Genomic DNA, 16,830 nt, shown 5'->3' with positions numbered 1-16,830 from the left:
CGCCGACGGCGGACGCCGCCGGCCGGCTGCCCGCGGAGACCGTCGAGCAGCTGACCCGCGCCGGCTTCGCCCGTCACTTCGTGCCCGGAAACTGGCACGGTACCGAGGGAACCTTCAGCGACCTCCTCGCCGAGGTGGCGGCCGTCGGCGAGGGGTGTGCGTCCGCCGCGTGGTGCGCCGCCCTGTGGGCGACCCACGGCAGATACGCCGCCCACCTGCCCCTCGAGGGGCAGCTCGACCTGTGGGGCCGATCCCCCGATGTGCGGATCGCCGCCGGACTGCGGCCCTCGGGCTCGGCCGCCCGCTGCTCCGGTGGCTGGCTGCTCAGCGGCACCTGGGAGTGTGTCAGCGGTGTCGCGGACGCGGACTGGCTGTTGCTCGCCGCCCCGGAGCCGGAAGAACCGCGGTTACCCGACGGCCGGTGCCGGCTCTTCGCCGTCCCCGCCGCCGAGATCCACGTACGGGAGACGTGGCGCAGCACCGGAATGCGCGCCACCGGCAGCCACACCGCTGTCCTCGACGGCCCGGTGGTGGTCTCCGAGCACCGCACCTGCTCGCTGTCGGACGTGCTGGCGGGCTCTCCCGGGCCCGGACGGTCCCGCTGCCACACCGCCCCGGCGCACCTGGGGACGGGACTGCTGCTGTGTGCGCCCGCCCTCGGGGCGGCCCGCCACGCCCTGCGGGAGTGGACCGCGTGGGCCGCGCGCAGGGGAGTCGGCGGGTCCTCGGAGCGCGCCATGCTCCAGCTGACGCTGGCACAGTCGGCCGACGACATCGAGGCCGCCGGACTGCTGCTGGGGGACGCGGCGCTGCGGGCCGACTCGGGCACCCGCACCGAGCGGGACGTGGCCCGCAACCGCCGTATCGCGGCGGCTGCCGCACAGCACCTGGTGACCGCCGTGGAGCGGTTGTTCCGCGCGGCCGGGACCCACGCGTGCGGCGGACCCGGCCCGCTGGAGCGCATCTGGCGCGATGTCCACGTGATGGCCGCGCACCAGGCCGTGCGCCGGGAGACCGCGGCGGCCCTGTACGCCGACTCGGTGTTCGCCGAATTCGAGGACCGTCGCGAGCAGGCCGCCGCGACCCGGTTCACGGCGCACTCCGCACCGGCGGAGGTGGTCGCCGGTGTCCACTGACATCCGCAGCGGGCGCAACCGGTCCCCGCGCCCCACTGCGCGGTCTGCCCGCCCCGGGCACTCCCGCCCCGCCGCGCGGGCGCGCTCCGAGGGCCCCCGCAGGCTGGTGTTCTTCGACGTGGACGAGACGCTGATCGGCCGCAAGAGCGGACCGGACTTCCTCCATGACCACTTCGTGCGGATGCACGGCCCGGACGGAGCGCGCCGGGCCGGCGAACTGCTCGGCGCACTGGCCGGTCTGCCCCGCGAGGAGGGCAACCGCCGTTTCCACCGGGCCTTCCGGGGCTGCCCGGCCGCGGAGGCCGAGGCCGCGGCCCGCCGGTGGTACGAGGAGCACAGCCGGGCCGACGGCTTCTATCTCCCCACCACACTGGCCGCGCTGCGCCGGCACCGGGCCGAAGGCGCGTCCGTCGCCCTGGTCTCCGGCACCTTCCCGCCGCTGCTGGCCGTCATCGCCGAGGCGGTCGGGGCGCGGTTCGCCCTCGGCGCGGGACTCGAACGCCGAGGGCCGCTGTTCACCGGCGAACTGATCGGCTCCCCGGCCATCGGCGAGGGCAAGCGCACCCTGGTGCGCCGGCTCCTCGCCCGCCATCCCGACATCGACCCGGCCGACTGCTGGGCCTACGGCGACCACCCCTCCGACCTGCCCATGCTCCACAGCGTGGGGCACGCGGTGATGGTCGCCCCGGACGGGACCCACACCACCGTGCCAACACCCTCCGCCGGGACCGACGCAGGCGGGTGACCGCGGCGGACCGACAGCCGGGGCGGATCACCTGGAGGTGCCCCCTCCCCCGCGGGCGCGCTCGGGCTGGAGCTTCCCCTTGTGGTTGGACGACTGGGGACTGGAGCGTGAGGTTCCGGAGGAAGCAGTGCCAGACGGGAGGTCGGCACTCCACGCGGCGCGGCGTCAGCGACGCCGTTCGCGCCGCGGGCCAGGGCCTTGGAGGTATGGGAGCGTGCTTGCGGGAGGGCGATGTCGCGGCCAGGTCCGCCTCCGAGGGCGTTCTTTCCGGTGTCACCGGAGAGGAGGCCGTCGCCGCCCACCTCTGCGATCGGCTCTATTTTGTCATTGACATTTCATTCGGAAGTCGTAGCGTCGGGAGCGCTCCCATGGTGCTTCGCGGATGGAAGGAGTTCCCCCCACATGCGCAACCAGAGCCCGTTAACCGGGCGTACCCGGTCGGTCATCCGCCGTCCTCTCCAGATGCTCGTCATGCTGTTCGCCGTGGTTGTCGGCGCACTGACCTGGACGGTCCCCGCCCAGGCTCACGGCACCATCGTCAACCCCGCCTCCCGCGCGTACCAGTGCTGGAAGACCTGGGGCAGCAACCACACGGACCCGGCCATGCGGACCCAAGATCCCATGTGTTATCAGGCGTTCCAGGCCAACCCTGACACCATGTGGAACTGGATGAGCGCGCTCCGCGACGGCCTCGGCGGCCAGTTCCAGGCGCGGACCCCCGACGGGACGCTCTGCAGCAACAACCTCTCGAGGAACGCCAGCCTGAACAGGCCCGGGCAGTGGAAGACGACCAACGTCAGCAACAACTTCACCGTCCAGCTGTACGACCAGGCGTCCCACGGTGCCGACTACTTCAGGGTCTACGTGAGCAAGCAGGGCTTCAACCCCAGGACCCAGACCCTGGGATGGGGCAACCTCGACTTCATCACGCAGACCGGCCGCTTCGCCCCGGCGCAGAACATCAGCTTCAACGTCAACACCTCCGGCTACACCGGACACCACATCCTGTTCGTGATCTGGCAGGCATCGCACCTCGACCAGGCCTACATGTGGTGCAGCGACGTGAACTTCGGCTGAGCCGGAGAGCGCCGCACACGGCACCGACCCCGGTCGGGCACCGGTAACCCGCCGCCCGGCCGACCGAGCCCCGCCAGGGCAGGGGACCCCTTTGGTCACCCTGCCCCGACGGGGCTTCCCGCGCTTCCGGGGTGAACACACCCGATCTCGCGGCAGCCGGCTCCGCACCGTCCCGTCGTACGACTCCGGCACCCGACGACCGTGGAGAAGAATCCTCGGCGCCGTCAGCCTCCCGGAACACGCCCCACCCACCCGGATCCGGCCGCAGGAACTTCCTGTCCCGCGCGGGTGGTCCGACCCTCGCCGCCGCCGCCGCTGGCTCGCCGCTGCTGCTCGGCACCACCCGCGCGGCCGAGACCATCACCACGCCGCGGGAGGGCCGTCGGCCGAGCCCGGGCCGGGACTGTCAAACGTTCGGCTCTGTCTCACGTTCGGTGGTGACAGCCAGTCACGGGATGGTGGACAGGTCATCGCTCAGAAATCGCAGGTAAGCGCATCGTGACAGTCGTTCTCCGGCCGCGGCCGACAGGTGGGCTCCTCTCCGTGAGAGGCCGGCGCGACAACTTCGGCGTCTTCGATGTGCTGCTGTCTGCTGCGGAGTGTCGAGGTCAGAGCACCGGATGCACTTCCTGTGAGGCGGTGGCGCCCAGTTCTCGCGCTCTGTTACCACCGAATGTGAGACAGAGCCGAACGTTTGACAGACCCTGTGGTCTGGTGTGATCACGGCGTCGGAGCCGTCCTGGACAGCCCCGTTCACCGGGCTGAGCCCGCGGCAGTTCGCCAAGCTCGTCACCGCGCTGCGGCGCGAGGGCGCCGACCCGGTCCGTAGGGGCCGACCGTGGTCGCTGCTGCTTCAGGACCGGGTGCTGCTGGTCGCCGCGTACTGGCGCACCAACCTCACCCTGCGCCAACTCGCGCCGCTCTTCGGGATCTCCACGTCGGCCGCCGACCGGATCATCGCCCACCTCGGACCGGCGCTCGCGCTCCAGCCCCGCAAGCGGTACCGCAAGGACACCGCGCTCATCGTGGACGGCACGCTGGTGCCCACCCGCGACCACACCATCGCCGATCAGTCCAAGAACTACCGGTACTCCACAGACCACCAGGTCGTCATCGACGCCGACACCCGGCTCGTCGTCGCCGTCGGGCGGCCGGTGCTCGGCAACCGCAACGGCTGCAAGGCGTGGGAGATCCCCGGCACCAAGGACGCCGTGGGCACCCCCCTGCGGTGATCGCCGACGGCGGCTACCGGGGCACCGGCCTGGTCATCCCGCACCGCCGGCGCAAGGGGGAGGAGCTGCTTGCTTGGAAAGAGGAGCACAACACCTCACATCGCCGGGTGCGTGCCCGCGTCGAGCACACCTTCGCCCGCATGAAGGGCTGGAAGATCCTCCGCGACTGCCGCCTCAAGGGCGACGGCGTTCACCACGCCATGCTCGGCATCGCCCGCCTCCACAACCTCACCCTCGCCGGGTAACGGGAGACAGGCAGGTCACCGGGCACGTCAGCAGCCATTTACGGGACAACCCTACCGCAGATAATCACCAACCTCGGTGCCAAGTACATTCAGCAGTGCCAGAGCCTCGGCGCCAGGGGATCCTGGCGGTGCGCTGTAGAGCACGAGGTGCTGGTCGCGGTCCGTGAGCGTGAGCGAGTCGCAGTCGACGGTGATCTCCCCGACGACCGGGTGGCGGAAGGTCTTCGTGAGCATCGGCGCCGCCTGCACGTCGTGCCGCTCCCAGAGCCGGGCGAACTCGGGGCTGGCGTCGCGGAGTTCGTCGACGAGGCCGGTCACCGCGGGATCCGTCGGGTAGCGGGCGAGGGTGGCACGGAGTTCCATGACTACCTGGCGCCGGAACTCGGCCGCGTCAGAGATCCCGTACAGCGCCGTGTCAGGTCGCTCCGGCCCGAGGAATGCCCGGCGCGCGAGATTGCGGTCCTCTGGAGTGAGTCCGGCGAAGTTCTCCATGAGTGCGGCCGCGAGGTCATTCCATGCGAGTACCTCGAACGTGGCGGACATGACCAAAGCGGCCGTCTGCGGCAGCCGCTCGAGGAGCGCGAGGATGCTCGGGCGGACGTCGCGCCGGTGCAGCCGGGTACGGGTCGGCGCGGTACCCGCGAGGACGTGGAGGTGGTCGGACTCGGCTTCTGTGAGCTGCAGTGCGCCTGCGATCCCGGCGAGGACCTCGCCCGACGGCCGCGGCGCCCTGCCCTGTTCGAGCCGGACGTAGTACTCCGTGGAGATGTGCGCGAGGACCGCGACCTCCTCCCGGCGGAGACCCGGTGTCCGGCGTCGTGAACCCGAGGGGAGGCCGACGTCCTCCGGCCGGAGCCGTTCGCGACGGCTACGGAGGAACGCCCCGAGCTCCTGCTTGTCCATCCCCCAAGTGTGCACGCCGCGCGGCGTGCGGATCCTGGTACTGCCTGTGCCTGCATCCGGCCTGGAGCCCGGCCTGACACTGTCGTCATGACGAACAGCATTGACATCGCACCCATCGGCCTGCTCACCGGCAAGGTCGTGTTCATCACCGGCGCCAGCCGCGGCATCGGGGCGGCCGCGGCCCGGCTCTTCGCCTCCGAGGGTGCCGCCGTCGTGCTCGGAGCCCGCAGCACGGACGCCCTCGACCGCATCGTCACCGAGGTCCGCGCCGACGGCGGCGTCGCCGACGCCGTCACCCTGGACCTCGCCGACCGCACGAGCGTCCGCGAGGCGGTCGACCGCGTCGAGGAGCTGCACGGGCGGCTCGACGGCGCCTTCAACAACGGCGCGGCGATCCAACAGCCCGGCCCGCTCGACACCACGAGCGACGACGACATCGACGAGCAGTTCGCCGTGAACTTCCGTTCGCACTGGACTGCCATGACCGTCGAGGCCGCACTCATGCGACGGAACGGTGGCGGGGCGATCGTCAACACCTCGAGCATCGGAAGCCGCCGAGCCAACCCCGCCCTCCCCGCTTACGGCGCCATGAAGCGCGCGCTCAACAGCATCACCGAGACCGCGGCCGTGACCTGGGGCCCTCAGGGCATCCGGGTGAACGGCATCACGCCGGGCGGCACCGCGACGGAGATGATCGACACGTGGGAGGCGGTATCCCCGGGCGTCATCGAGCGCATTAACGCGGCGACCCCACTCGGCCGCATGGCCGAGCCCCGCGAGGTCGCCGAAGTGGCCGCGTGGCTGCTCAGCGACCGGGCCTCGATGGTGACCGGCGCGATCGTGCCCGTCGACGGCGGCGCGGGCGCCTGAACGAGCTTCTTCAGCGGTGCTGCTCCAGGGTGAGGACGGCTTGGACGATTGACGTCAGGCGGTTGGGGCTGCAGCGGGCGTGTCGGAAGATGCGCCACTGTTTGAGCTGGGCGAGGGCGCGCTCGACGGGGCTGCGCAGTCGGGTGTGTGCACGGTTGACGGACTTCTGATACACGGTGAGGTCGCGTCCGCAGTGCCGTTTGAACGGGGTGCAGAAGGTGCCGCCGGCTCCTTCGTCGGCCTTGTCCGCCGGGGCTGGGATCCGCAGCATTTGACAGGCGGTGATGATGCGGTGGGTGCGGGCCGCGGTGATGTCCACGGTCCGGCCGGGCAGGGCCGGTGAGTGCCAGATCGGCTCGCCGACCGGATCGGTGACGGCCTGGATGTTCACGCCGTGCCGTCCGGCCTTGCCGGAGTAGTCGCCTTCGCCGTCCCCGACGCGGTCGCACTGGGCGAGGGCGCCTCCACCAGGACGTAGTCCGCGGCCTGGCCCTGTCGCAGGGCGCGCAGCAAGGACGGGGCGCGGGCGGCCAGGAGGGCGGTCACGTTGTGTACGTAGGCGTGGGCGGGGGCCTCGCCCGTCACGGCCCTTGGCTCGTCACCCGATCGGTGACCGTCCTGAAGAAGCTCACTGGAGTCTGGCAGACAGGGGACCGTCGACCGGCACCCGACCCACCGCTCGAGAGCTGGCCGATCCTGGCTCGCCGACCACAAGGACCAGGTCGAGCCGCAATTCCTGCCCTCGTACTCCTCCGGGCTGAACCCGGACGAGCTGGTCAATGACGACCTCAAACGCAGTCTGCCCCACACCCACCGAGCCAGGACCCAGGCCGAACTCGCCGCGGGTACCCGCAGGTTCTTCCACCGCCGGCAACGCCGGCCCCGCATCGTGCGCGGACACCTCGGCGGCCCACACGTCCGCTACATCCTCGACGAGTGAACCCAAAGAGTTTCTGGTCAGTAGCTCCTACAATGCAGGCATGACACACGAGGTTCAATTTCCGCGGAGGAGACGGTCTGCGCGCCGACGTCCGGCCCTCGGGATTTTAGTCGTGGTCGCCATTGTGGCCGGTGCCGGTTACTGGGCGTACAACGCGTGGGGCGACGACGGCGATGCGGAGATGGCGGCGGCCACTGACCGGGTGGAGGAGTTCCTCGCGGCATGGGAGGCCGGGAAGGCCGACGAAGCCGCTTCTCACACGGATACCCCGGACGCCGCCGAATCGCTCATCAACTCGGTGTTGACGAATCTGAAGCCGGCGGCGACTGGAATCGCCGTTGACGGTGATGCCGAACGAGTGGGGGAGGAGGTGAAGGTTCCCTTCAGGGTGGAAATGCGGATTCCCGGTGTGGGTGAGTACGCATGGAAATCAAGCGCCATGGTCCTGAAGAAAAAGGACGAGGAGTGGGAGGTGGAGTTCACCACGCCCATGATCCACCCGGAGATGAAGCACGGGCAGACCCTGGCTCTGCAGTCCCGGGAACGCGCGAAGATCCTCGACTCGACCGGCGCCGAGCTCCAGGCGTCGTCCCTGACGGGCGCCGTCGACCCGGAGAGCGGGAAGGGTGTTTCGGGGCTCCAGGGCCGCTATGACGAGCAGCTCACGGGGGGCGGCGGCGGAACGAAGTCGGTGGTGGTCGCGGACCGGGACTCAGGCCGTGCGGTGAAGCGGCTCGGTGAGGAGAAGGGCCGCCGGGGCGAGCCGGTCGAGACCACTATTGATCCGGACGTCCAGGTCGCGGCCGCCGAAGCGCTGGAAGGTGTGGACAAGAACGCCGCCATCGTCGCCATAGCTCCGAGCAGTGGCCGAATCCTGGCCGCCGCGAACGTTCCGGGTGGCATGAACCGCGCGCTGGCGGGTCGCTACGCGCCGGGATCTACTTTCAAGGTGGTCACCACCGCCGCGCTGCTGAAGACGGGTATGCGTCCCGAGGACGTCGCGGACTGCCCCAAATTCGCCCACGTCAACGGCCAGCGCTTCGAGAACCAGGACCAGTTCACGCTGCCGGAGGGTTCCAGCTTCAAGAATTCCTTCGCCGAGTCGTGCAACACCTTCTTCATCAACGCGCGAGAGGAGATGTCGGATTCAACCCTCCGGGACACGGCCCGGTCTTTCGGGATCGGTGGAGTGTGGGACGTGGGCGACGTGACCTTCGACGGTGCGGTCCCGGTCCCCGAGAACGAGAACGAGAAGGCCGCGTCCATGATCGGCCAGGCACGCGTCGAGGCGTCCCCGCTAGTGATGGCCTCGGTCGCGGCGACGGTCAAGGGGGGTGAGTTCAGGCAGCCGGTTCTGGTGCCGGACGCGGTGAAGGAGAAGCATGAGGCGCCGGAAGCGCTGGACCCGGCGGTGGTCTCCGAGCTGCGCATGATGATGCGGGCGACGGTCACCGAGGGAGCGGGAGCGGAGCTGAGGAACGTCCCCGGCCAACCCCATGCCAAGACCGGTACGGCCGAGTTCGGCAATGAGGACCCGCCGCGTACGCACGCGTGGATGATCGGTTTCCAGGGGGACAGCGATCTGGCCTGGGCGGTGCTGCTGGAGGACGGCGGATCCGGGGGTACGGACGCGGGCCCCGTCGCCGCGAAGTTCCTCCGGAACCTCGGCTGAGCCGCCTGCCTTCAGCGCCCGCCCCGCCCCGGACACGGGCCGCCGTGTCCGGTCCGGGGCGGGGCGGGCGCGGAGAGCCGCGCGGACGGGGACGACCGCGTCCGGTGGACGGTGGAGGCCACCATCCACCGGTGCCGGGGCCGTCATCGGCCTCCACGCGTTCCGGCGCTCCACGGCACCGCGTCATCAGGGTCATCACCGGCGGACGGCCGAGGAACGCGAACACACCGGGCCCAGCCCCCCGGGGCTCACCCGGTGCGGGTGAGCTTCTCGCCGAAGGAGGGCTCGGTGAGGTCCTCCTCGAGGACGACCGGCACCTTGTGCTCCTCGCCTCCGATGTCCGCGGTCAGTTCGCCGACCACGGTGCCGGCCTGCGCCGAGTGGGCGAGGTTCCTTTCACCGTCGTCGAAGGTGAACTCGGGCGCCAGGCCGGGGAGCGTGACCGCGGTGAGGTCCCGGGTGGCCACGACCGGAGTCCGGCGGCCGAACCCGTCGTCGACATGGCCGACGACGTGCCTTTTCCTGATCACGGTGGTCGAGGCGAGCGCTTCGCGCACCGCCTCGACGATCTTCCTGCTGTTGTCCTGCGCCAGGACGAGGCTGTTGGCGCCGTTCGGGTCCGGCCCGGTGACGCGCTGGGCCATCACCGCGCCGAGGATCAGCCGGTCCTTGCCGCCCACGGTCTTGTACGCCGCCCAGACCAGTGTGCCGCCGGCCGGTGTGTTGGAGCCGGTCTTGATGCCCCTGATGCCGACCCCGGCCAGGAGCAGGCGGTCGTTGTTGTTGTGGATGCGCCCATGACCCTCGATGTCGGCATGAGGCAGGGCGACGACCTCGCGGAAGACGTCGAACTTCATGACCGCGTGAGCCAGTTTGAGCTGGTCGACCGCGGTGCTGACGGTTCCCTCGTCCAGGCCGCTGGGGTCGGTGTAGGTGGTGTTCTCCATACCGAGTGCCTTGGCGGCGTCGTTCATCTTGCCGACGAACGCGGCCTCGTCCGGGGAGCGGGTGTCCCAGCGGGCCAGCAGCCGGGCGATGTTGTTCCCGGACGGGATCATCAGCATCTTCAGCATGTCCCGCTGGCTGAAGGTCTGACCCGCCTCCAGTCCCGTGATGCGCGATTCGTGCACGGACTTGCCGTCTTCCACCGTCTGGGCGTCGACCTTGATGCCGGGACCCTTCTCGCCCCTCTCCAGAGGGTGCTCGCTCAGGATCACGTAGGCCGTCATGATCTTGGCGATGCTCGCCGTCGGAACGGGCTGCTGTCTCCCGAAGGTTCCCACGGTGCCCAGGCCCTCGACCGCGACGGCGGCCTGCCCTTCCTCTGGCCAGGGGAAGGAGAATTCGTTGTCTCCGGCCGGGGCGACGGATACGGCCTCACCGAGGGTGAAGGCCGGCCGGGGAAGCGGGCGCTGTACCTGTACGGCCACCGCGGCCACCACGGCGAGCCCCAGGAGCGCCGCGAGCAGGGCCCAGATCCTGAACCCGGGCGCGGCGGTCGTCTCGGTGCGCCCTCCGGCCGCCGCGCCGTCGGTGTCGTCCCGGTCCTCCTCGGCCGTGCGGCGGGCGGCCGTGTGCGTGTCCGTGCCGGGAGGGCCCGTGAAACCGCCGCCGTCGCCCGTCGGCGCGGCAGGGCTCGACGGGGCATCCGCTAACCCTCTCGTCACCGCGGAGTCGGGATCGGCCGCCCGGTCGGTGTTCTTTCCGCCCGCCGGCCCTGCTTCCGCGGCCTCTGCCGGCGGGTCCTTCTGCTCGGGTGGCTCGACGGCTTCCACCCGCGATCCGTCACGACCGGGTGCGTCGTGGCACCCGGTCGCTGATATGTCTTTTCTCATCGGCTCCAACATTAATGCGCGGAACACCGCCGCGCTCACGCCGCCGCGGCGGCCCGTTTCTCCCCACTCCGCCGAAAAGGCCCGATTCGGTCCATGCCGTTCGCCGTTCGCCGTTCTCCGGCCCGGTGTATTCGGGCCGGCCGGTCGATTCCCCGGGGACTTGCGGGGGGTCGGGCCGCACCACGGTGGGTCAGGACGAACTCCTCTCTCAGGCGGAGAAGTCCACACCCTGGGCAAGGGTTACCCGCCCCGGGTGGTTCACCGTGTTGGTCGCGCGGCGCATGTAGGCCCGCCAGGCGTCCGAACCGGACTCACGGCCGCCGGTCTCCCTCTCGCCACCGGACGCGCCGCCGATCTCCGCCCCCGAGGTGCCGATGTCGACGTTGACGGCCGGGAACCGCTCGGCCCCGACCGCACGGTCGAGTACCCGGCGCCTCCTGGTGTACGCGTCCTCGTTGATCAGCGGACCGCCCGAACCGGTGCTGAGGTTGACGAAGGCGCGGTCGAGCACCATGCGGCCGCGGGCGCCTTCCCGGTCGGCAACGCCCATGTCGTGATCTCCCGCGGAGTTCAGTAAAGAGAGGCATCCGTATTGATCGGTGTGAAGTACGGCAGCATCCGACGCGTTGTCTTCGGTGGGTTTTCTCCGTTGTCTTCCAGAAATCACGAAGAGAGCCGGAAGAGGGTTCCAAGAGAAGCGCAGGGCAACATGTACCGCCGGGATGCCCCTGGGGTTCTCGCTGTAGTGCTCCCGCGGCGATTCACCAGGTGTCCCGGAACCATTTGAACGCTGTAGCCGGTGCCCCGCGTCTCGGTTCACGTGGTGTCCGGACTGTGTTCGACCGTTCTGCCAAGCCGTGCTGCTCCATAGGAGTCCTCGCCATGAACGCACAAGAACCCCGGTTCGGCCCCATCCCCTCGAAGGCGGCACCCCTGAAAGCAGGGGACGTGCACGGTGCGCTTGGGTGTCACGTTCTTGTGGACGGCTACGACCTGGTGGTCGACCTCCCCACGAGTTAGGGAAGCCGGCTTGTCGAAGCCGTCACGGGGGCGAGTTATCTCGACCTCTTCTCCTTTTCGTGTCAGCGCGGCTCGGAATTGATCAGCCCTGCATTGTCGACGACAACGACCAGACCTGACGGCGAGCCCCGCTCGGCCCGCGGGGACACAGCCCCCCGCCTCGCCGCGTCCCTCCCGGCGCGCGTGGGAAAGGCGGCCGGCGGCGGATGGCCTTCCGCCGCACCCGACAACCCAAGGAGAGCCCCTGATGCGTCTGCGCCGGTTTCTCAGACCCGCGCGTGTACCGCTCACCTGCGCTGTCGCCTCGGCGGTCGCGCTCGGTACCGCCACACCGGCCCTGGCAGAGGACAAGCCCGACAGAGCGGTGTCGGGGTGGAGCGACACGCCGCAGCCGAAGGCCGCGAAGGACAGGGAGGGGAACAAGGACCGCGTCCCGGCCGACCAGCGCGGTAAGATCCTCGGCTCCGGCTACAGGAGTTCCGACGACCTGGCCTGGACCACGACCGGTGACGCGACCGGCTTCCACCTGCTCGTCGCCGAGGAGGCCGAGGGCTACCGGTGGAAGACCGCCGCGACGCTGGTGGAGCCCGGCTTCCTCGACACCGACACGTGGATCGGCAACGCGTGTGTCACCGAGTCCGGCAAGCACGCACTGGTCGCCTACGCGCCGCGCACGTTCACCAACGAGCAGGAACTGATGGCGCGGGGCGCCTTCACCGCCGCCGTCGACCTGACGAGCGGTGAGGTCAGGAAGCTGCCGTACCAGGCCAGCCTCGCCTACTTCTCCCCCGGCTGCGGCGCCGGTGACAAGGGCGTCATCTCACAGTTCACGGACGAGAGGACGACGCCGGACAAGAACGAGACCCGCCTGATCACCGTGGACGCCCGTACCGGCAGGACCTCCAGGCCGGTCACGGCCCAGGGGCAGGTGACCTCGGCCATACCCACCAAGCGCGGCATCGTCGCGGCGCAGGGCAACGCGGTCGTGAAGGTCGGGGCGAACGGCAGGACCGAGCTCCTGACGAGAACGGACAACGTGCCGTTCAACCTCTCGCTGACCGCCGAGGGCGGTGTCGCCTACCTCGACCGGCAGCGCACGAGGACGGGCTCGCGGGGCGCGGACGGGCAGCCGGGCGCCGTCAGGTCCACGTCCAGGGTCAAGTACCTCCCGCCCGGAGGCGGCAGGGCCAGGGTGCTGGCGGAGGGCGACCTCACCGACTTCGACCTCACCCGCAGCGCCGACGGCACCGCGATCGTCACCGGCAAGGCGAGGACGGTGGGTACCCTGCCCAAGGGCGTCCGGAACCCCGGCGGCATCGAGAAGGACGCCGTCGCCTCCACCAAGGGCCGCGCGGCGACCAACTCCGCCTGGGCGGATGGCGGGGACCACCGCATCCGTGCGCAGGAGTACGACAGCGCCCGGACGGCGAAGATCCGTCTGCACCACCTCCCGACGGGCAACGAGCAGGTGATGGAGGCCCACCCCGAAGGTGCCTCCCTCAACAAGGACCCGGCCGAGGGCGCCGGCGTCTCCCCCTCCGCCACCGGCAGGAGCCCCGGTACGCAGACGCGGACCGGACCGTCGGCCCCCGGCGTTTCGGCGGCGTCGGACGTGAACGCCGCCTCCGTGACCTCCATCGCGGAGCCCGAGAGCGTCCGCACGTGTGCGGTCGAGCGCGGCAACCCGGAGAAGCAGGCGTTCCAGCCGAAGCCCCGCCAGATCGAGTGGGCCGTGAACCGTGCGATCGAGGGGACCCTCGACCAGCACGTACGCCGGTCCGCCGACTGGAAGAACATGGGCATGGGCTCCTACAGCCCGCAGGCCCTGGTCGGCGGGCTGACGCCGCTCTCCGGCGGCGGACGCATCCCGGCCCAGGTGTTCCTCGGCATCACCGCCCAGGAATCCAACATGTGGCAGGCCACCCGCTACGCGGCGCCCGGCACCACCGCCAACAGCCTGATCGGCAACTACTACGGGCTCGTGCACGACGCGCACGGCGAGGTGGACGACCCGTGGGCCATCAACTGGCGGGCAGCCGACTGCGGCTACGGCATCACGCAGGTCACCGACGGGATGCGCCTGCCCGGCAAGCCGTACGAGGACGGCTCGGTCAGGCCCTCCATGCCGCGGGCCTACCAGGAGGCGGTCGCACTGGACTACACCGCGAACGTCGCGGCCGGCGTGAACATCCTGGCCGAGAAGTGGAATCAGACCCGCAACGCGGGGATGACCGTCAACAACGGTGATCCGTCCAGCCTGGAGAACTGGTTCTTCGCCCTGTGGGCCTACAACTCCGGCTTCTACCCGGAGTCGGCGGCGGGGAGCAACGCCGGCAAGTGGGGCGTGGGCTGGGCGAACAACCCAGCCAACCCCAACTACCGGCCCAACCGCACGCCGTTCCTGGAGAACTCGGCCGGCGGTGACGACTACAGCCACGCCGCGGAGCCGCAGTTCTGGCCCTACCCGGAGAAGGTCCTCGGCTGGGCGGCCCGCCCGCTGGAGGCCCTGGAGGAGCCCGGCAAGATGGTCCACGGCTACCGTGCCGCCTGGTGGAACCACAGCCTCTACCGTACGACCGTCAAGCCCCCGGCCGACCTGTTCTGCGGCGGCAGCAACGAGTGCGACCCCTCCAAGATCGGTGAGGGCGCGTCCAACGACTCGCCCGCCACGGGACCGTGCCAGCGCGACGACTGGAGGTGCTGGTGGAACCAGAGCGTGGAGTGGAAGAACTGCGACGCCGGCCACTGCGGGTACGAGCTGTTCCGGTTCGACAACACCTACCCGGAGGAGGCGGACGGCAACGCGCATCCGCCCCGCTGCTCGGACGGTCTCCCCAGCGGCACCGTGGTCGTCGACAACGTCAACAGCGGTACGCAACTGGCAGGCAGTGACGCACGGCGCTGCTCGTCGTCCGCCTCCAGCGGCGGCACGTTCGACTTCGACTTCGCCACCGCGTCCGGCCGGATGAACACCCACCAGATCGGTGCCGGCCGCGGAAACCACCTGTGGTTCAGCACCACGCTCAAACCGGGAGACGCCAATGCGAACCGCATGAAGGTCACCGGGACCTGGACCGCACCCACCTCCGTCTCCGGCTGGACCCGCGTCCTGGTCCACATGCCCAGCATCGCCGCCCGCTCCCAGCAGGCGAAGTACACGGTCTCCGGCACCGACTCCGACTCGCCGCACCGCGTGGCGCCGCAGCGCATCCGCTCCAACGAGTGGCGCTCCCTGGGCACGTTCAACTTCACCGGCCGGGGCACGGTGTCCCTGTCGAACATCACCCAGGAGGACGGCCGGGACATCGCCTGGGACGCCGTCGCCTTCCAGCCGCTGGGCTCCAAGCCCACACACGTGGTCGGCCTCGGTGACTCCTTCGCCTCCGGCGAGGGCGCGTCACCGGAGGGAGGCGACAGCTACTACCCGGAGACGGACTACCGGGAGGACACCGGCTCGGAGATCGGCAACGGCTGCCACAGGTCCCGGCACGCCTGGGTCCGCCAGGCGAAGCTGCCCGGCCGCTCGGAGTCCATCGGTGCGGTCGCCGACCGGTACGGCGACATCGACCTGTCCTTCATCGCCTGTTCGGGAGCCCGCACCTACAACATCTGGTCCGGAGGGAGGACGCAGTACAACAGCGACTCCCTGCCGCAGGTGGACCTCGGCTACCTCGACCAGCACACCAGCATGGTCACCATCGCCATCGGAGGCAACGACTCGCTGTTCACTCCCGTCATCCAGGAGTGCGTCTACGCGGCCGGGCTGAAGTTGTGCCAGGACGCGGAGATCGAGAAGGTCGACCCGGACACCGGGGAGAAGACCGGTGAGATGACCGGCCCGCTCAAGGACTTCCTTCCGGACTGGATCACCAACCAGGTCAAGCCACGCATCATCAAGGTGCTGAACCAGATCGAGGCCAGGGCGCCGAACGCGGAGATCGTCCTGGTCGGCTACCCGCCGCTGCTCAGCGGCAACGGCCAGTGCATTCCGGGCATCGGCACCGGTGAAGCCCCCTGGCTGAACGAGGAGGTGGCCCCGCACCTGGCGGAGGAGATGGGCAACGCGGCCGCCGCGACGGGTGCGAGGTTCGTCGACCCGGCCGCCGAGTTCGAGGGCAAGGCCATCTGCGGTGACCCGGAGACCATCAACGGCATCGTGCTCTCGGGCAAGGCGGCGTACGACAACGGCGGCGTCCAGCCGTCGATGAAGTCCTTCCACCCGAAGGTCTCGGGGGCCCGGCTCTACGCCGACGCCCTGGAGCGCGTCCTCGGCTGAACCGTACGATCACCACGGCCCGACCGGCCGTGGAAACCATGAAGCGGGCCTCCACCGGGCAACGACGATGGAGGCCCGCTCCCTTACTTTGGAACGATCATGAATTGCACACGCACCCTGAAAGCGGCCGTGGTCACGATCACCGCCACAGCGGCCTGCCACCTCACGATGAACGCCGGTTTCGCGTGGGCCCGCGGCCAGGAATCGGACCACCCGGACGACTGGGCCGGTTTGTTCGAATTCGGCGCCACCGTCCTCGCCACGTGGATACTCATGCCCCTGGTGCTGTGGATCGGGATGCGCCTCCTCGGCGAACGGCGCACCTGGCTCCAGATGATCCTCGGCACACCGCTGTGGGCCGGCGTCTCCCTGGTGTACGTCGACGACGTCGACCGCCCGGGTGGCGGGCTCATGCCCGTACCCGTCCTGGTCGCGTTCGTCCTGGTGGTCGCGCTCCTCGGCGCCTACGACCCCGGTTCCGCCCGCGGTGGCAGGGCGTGAACGGAACGGATGTGAAGCCGCCCGGGAGGGGCCGTGCCGTACCGGGGCCTGGCCGCCGTGGGCGAATCGTCCGCGATGGCGATGTTCGGGGAGGGGATTCGACGGGGTTTGGGGCAGATGTCCCGGAGCGCCGGTTGGATCGATGAGATTGAGCCAGCTCGATTCGGAAGGATACCCAATACGACGCCTTGCCCTTCATTGGTCTGGACCATTGGGTGACGTGAGTGAAAACGGAATATCCTGCCCCGTCAGCCAGGGCTTGATCAAGTTCCCTCGGTTCCCGGGTTGTTGGTGATGCCCAGGAGTGGAAGTGCTCGTTCGGGTTGGTCGCGGATTGCGCGGGTGGTCTTGGCGATGTTGTCGGCTCCCAGGGTTCTG

The 16,830-nt window shown here is 69.9% G+C and carries 12 protein-coding genes and 2 pseudogenes; 9 read left to right on the top strand and 5 right to left on the bottom strand.

Translation table 11 applies throughout. From position 1 onward, the window contains the following. From LJ221_RS17435 to LJ221_RS17420, 4 genes and pseudogenes are all read left to right on the top strand, one after another. Window positions 1-1,136: acyl-CoA dehydrogenase family protein (locus LJ221_RS17435; RefSeq protein WP_241717656.1), on the top strand; the 1,136-nt coding region annotated here is incomplete at its 5' end. Further along, window positions 1,126-1,881, top strand: a complete 756-nt coding sequence (locus tag LJ221_RS17430; RefSeq protein WP_241717655.1) for an HAD family phosphatase — start codon at window positions 1,126-1,128, stop codon at window positions 1,879-1,881. The genes LJ221_RS17435 and LJ221_RS17430, both read left to right, overlap by 11 nt. 471 nt (window positions 1,882-2,352) lie before the next feature. Beyond that, window positions 2,353-2,958, top strand: a complete 606-nt coding sequence (locus LJ221_RS17425) for a lytic polysaccharide monooxygenase (RefSeq protein WP_241717659.1) — start codon at window positions 2,353-2,355, stop codon at window positions 2,956-2,958. Between the two features lie 704 nt (window positions 2,959-3,662). Continuing rightward, window positions 3,663-4,435 (top strand): annotated as a pseudogene (locus tag LJ221_RS17420) (transposase). Window positions 4,436-4,486: 51 nt separating this feature from the next. Here LJ221_RS17420 and LJ221_RS17415 read toward each other — a convergent pair. Next, window positions 4,487-5,338, bottom strand: a complete 852-nt coding sequence (locus LJ221_RS17415) for a helix-turn-helix transcriptional regulator (RefSeq protein ID WP_241717654.1) — start codon at window positions 5,336-5,338, stop codon at window positions 4,487-4,489. An 87-nt stretch (window positions 5,339-5,425) separates the two neighbouring features. On the opposite strand from LJ221_RS17415, the gene LJ221_RS17410 reads away from it, so the two are divergent. Then, entirely contained in the window at window positions 5,426-6,208 is a 783-nt protein-coding gene (locus tag LJ221_RS17410; protein WP_241717653.1) for an SDR family NAD(P)-dependent oxidoreductase, read from the top strand. 10 nt (window positions 6,209-6,218) lie between these two features. Here the strand turns inward: LJ221_RS17410 and LJ221_RS17405 are convergent, their stop codons facing one another. Further along, window positions 6,219-6,599, bottom strand: coding sequence for a transposase family protein (locus LJ221_RS17405; RefSeq protein WP_241717652.1), 381 nt, complete (start codon window positions 6,597-6,599; stop codon window positions 6,219-6,221). Further along, window positions 6,596-6,793 carry a hypothetical protein gene (locus tag LJ221_RS17400; protein WP_241717651.1) on the bottom strand — a complete coding sequence of 66 codons (198 nt, stop codon included), beginning with the start codon at window positions 6,791-6,793 and terminating at the stop codon, window positions 6,596-6,598. The genes LJ221_RS17405 and LJ221_RS17400 overlap by 4 nt, the downstream gene beginning before the upstream one ends. 46 nt (window positions 6,794-6,839) lie before the next feature. Here LJ221_RS17400 and LJ221_RS17395 point away from each other — a divergent pair, with 46 nt between their 5' ends. Next, entirely contained in the window at window positions 6,840-7,148 is a 309-nt protein-coding gene (locus LJ221_RS17395) for a transposase (RefSeq protein ID WP_241717658.1), read from the top strand. Between the two features lie 40 nt (window positions 7,149-7,188). Beyond that, the gene (locus LJ221_RS17390; RefSeq protein ID WP_241717657.1) at window positions 7,189-8,820 is read left to right on the top strand and encodes a penicillin-binding transpeptidase domain-containing protein; all 1,632 of its coding nucleotides are present in this window, start codon (window positions 7,189-7,191) and stop codon (window positions 8,818-8,820) included. Window positions 8,821-9,068: 248 nt separating this feature from the next. On the opposite strand, the gene LJ221_RS17385 is transcribed toward LJ221_RS17390, so the two are convergent. Together LJ221_RS17385 and LJ221_RS17380 are read right to left on the bottom strand one after the other, a co-directional pair. Next, window positions 9,069-10,595 carry a D-alanyl-D-alanine carboxypeptidase family protein gene (locus tag LJ221_RS17385; RefSeq protein WP_241717650.1) on the bottom strand — a complete coding sequence of 509 codons (1,527 nt, stop codon included), beginning with the start codon at window positions 10,593-10,595 and terminating at the stop codon, window positions 9,069-9,071. Between the two features lie 268 nt (window positions 10,596-10,863). Next, window positions 10,864-11,043: pseudogene (locus LJ221_RS17380) on the bottom strand (aldehyde dehydrogenase family protein); the annotation flags it as partial. Between the two features lie 879 nt (window positions 11,044-11,922). Between LJ221_RS17380 and LJ221_RS17375 the strand changes: the two are divergent. Together LJ221_RS17375 and LJ221_RS17370 are read left to right on the top strand one after the other, a co-directional pair. After that, entirely contained in the window at window positions 11,923-15,951 is a 4,029-nt protein-coding gene (locus tag LJ221_RS17375) for a GDSL-type esterase/lipase family protein (protein ID WP_241717649.1), read from the top strand. A 99-nt stretch (window positions 15,952-16,050) separates the two neighbouring features. Next, window positions 16,051-16,452, top strand: a complete 402-nt coding sequence (locus tag LJ221_RS17370) for a hypothetical protein (RefSeq protein WP_241717648.1) — start codon at window positions 16,051-16,053, stop codon at window positions 16,450-16,452. Window positions 16,453-16,830: the final 378 nt, after the last annotated feature.

The organism is Streptomyces sp. CNQ085, from assembly GCF_022614595.1.
GTDB lineage: Bacteria > Actinomycetota > Actinomycetes > Streptomycetales > Streptomycetaceae > Streptomyces.
The sequence above is the reverse complement of the archived record's forward strand: the minus strand, read 5'-3'. Positions and strand labels throughout refer to the sequence as shown.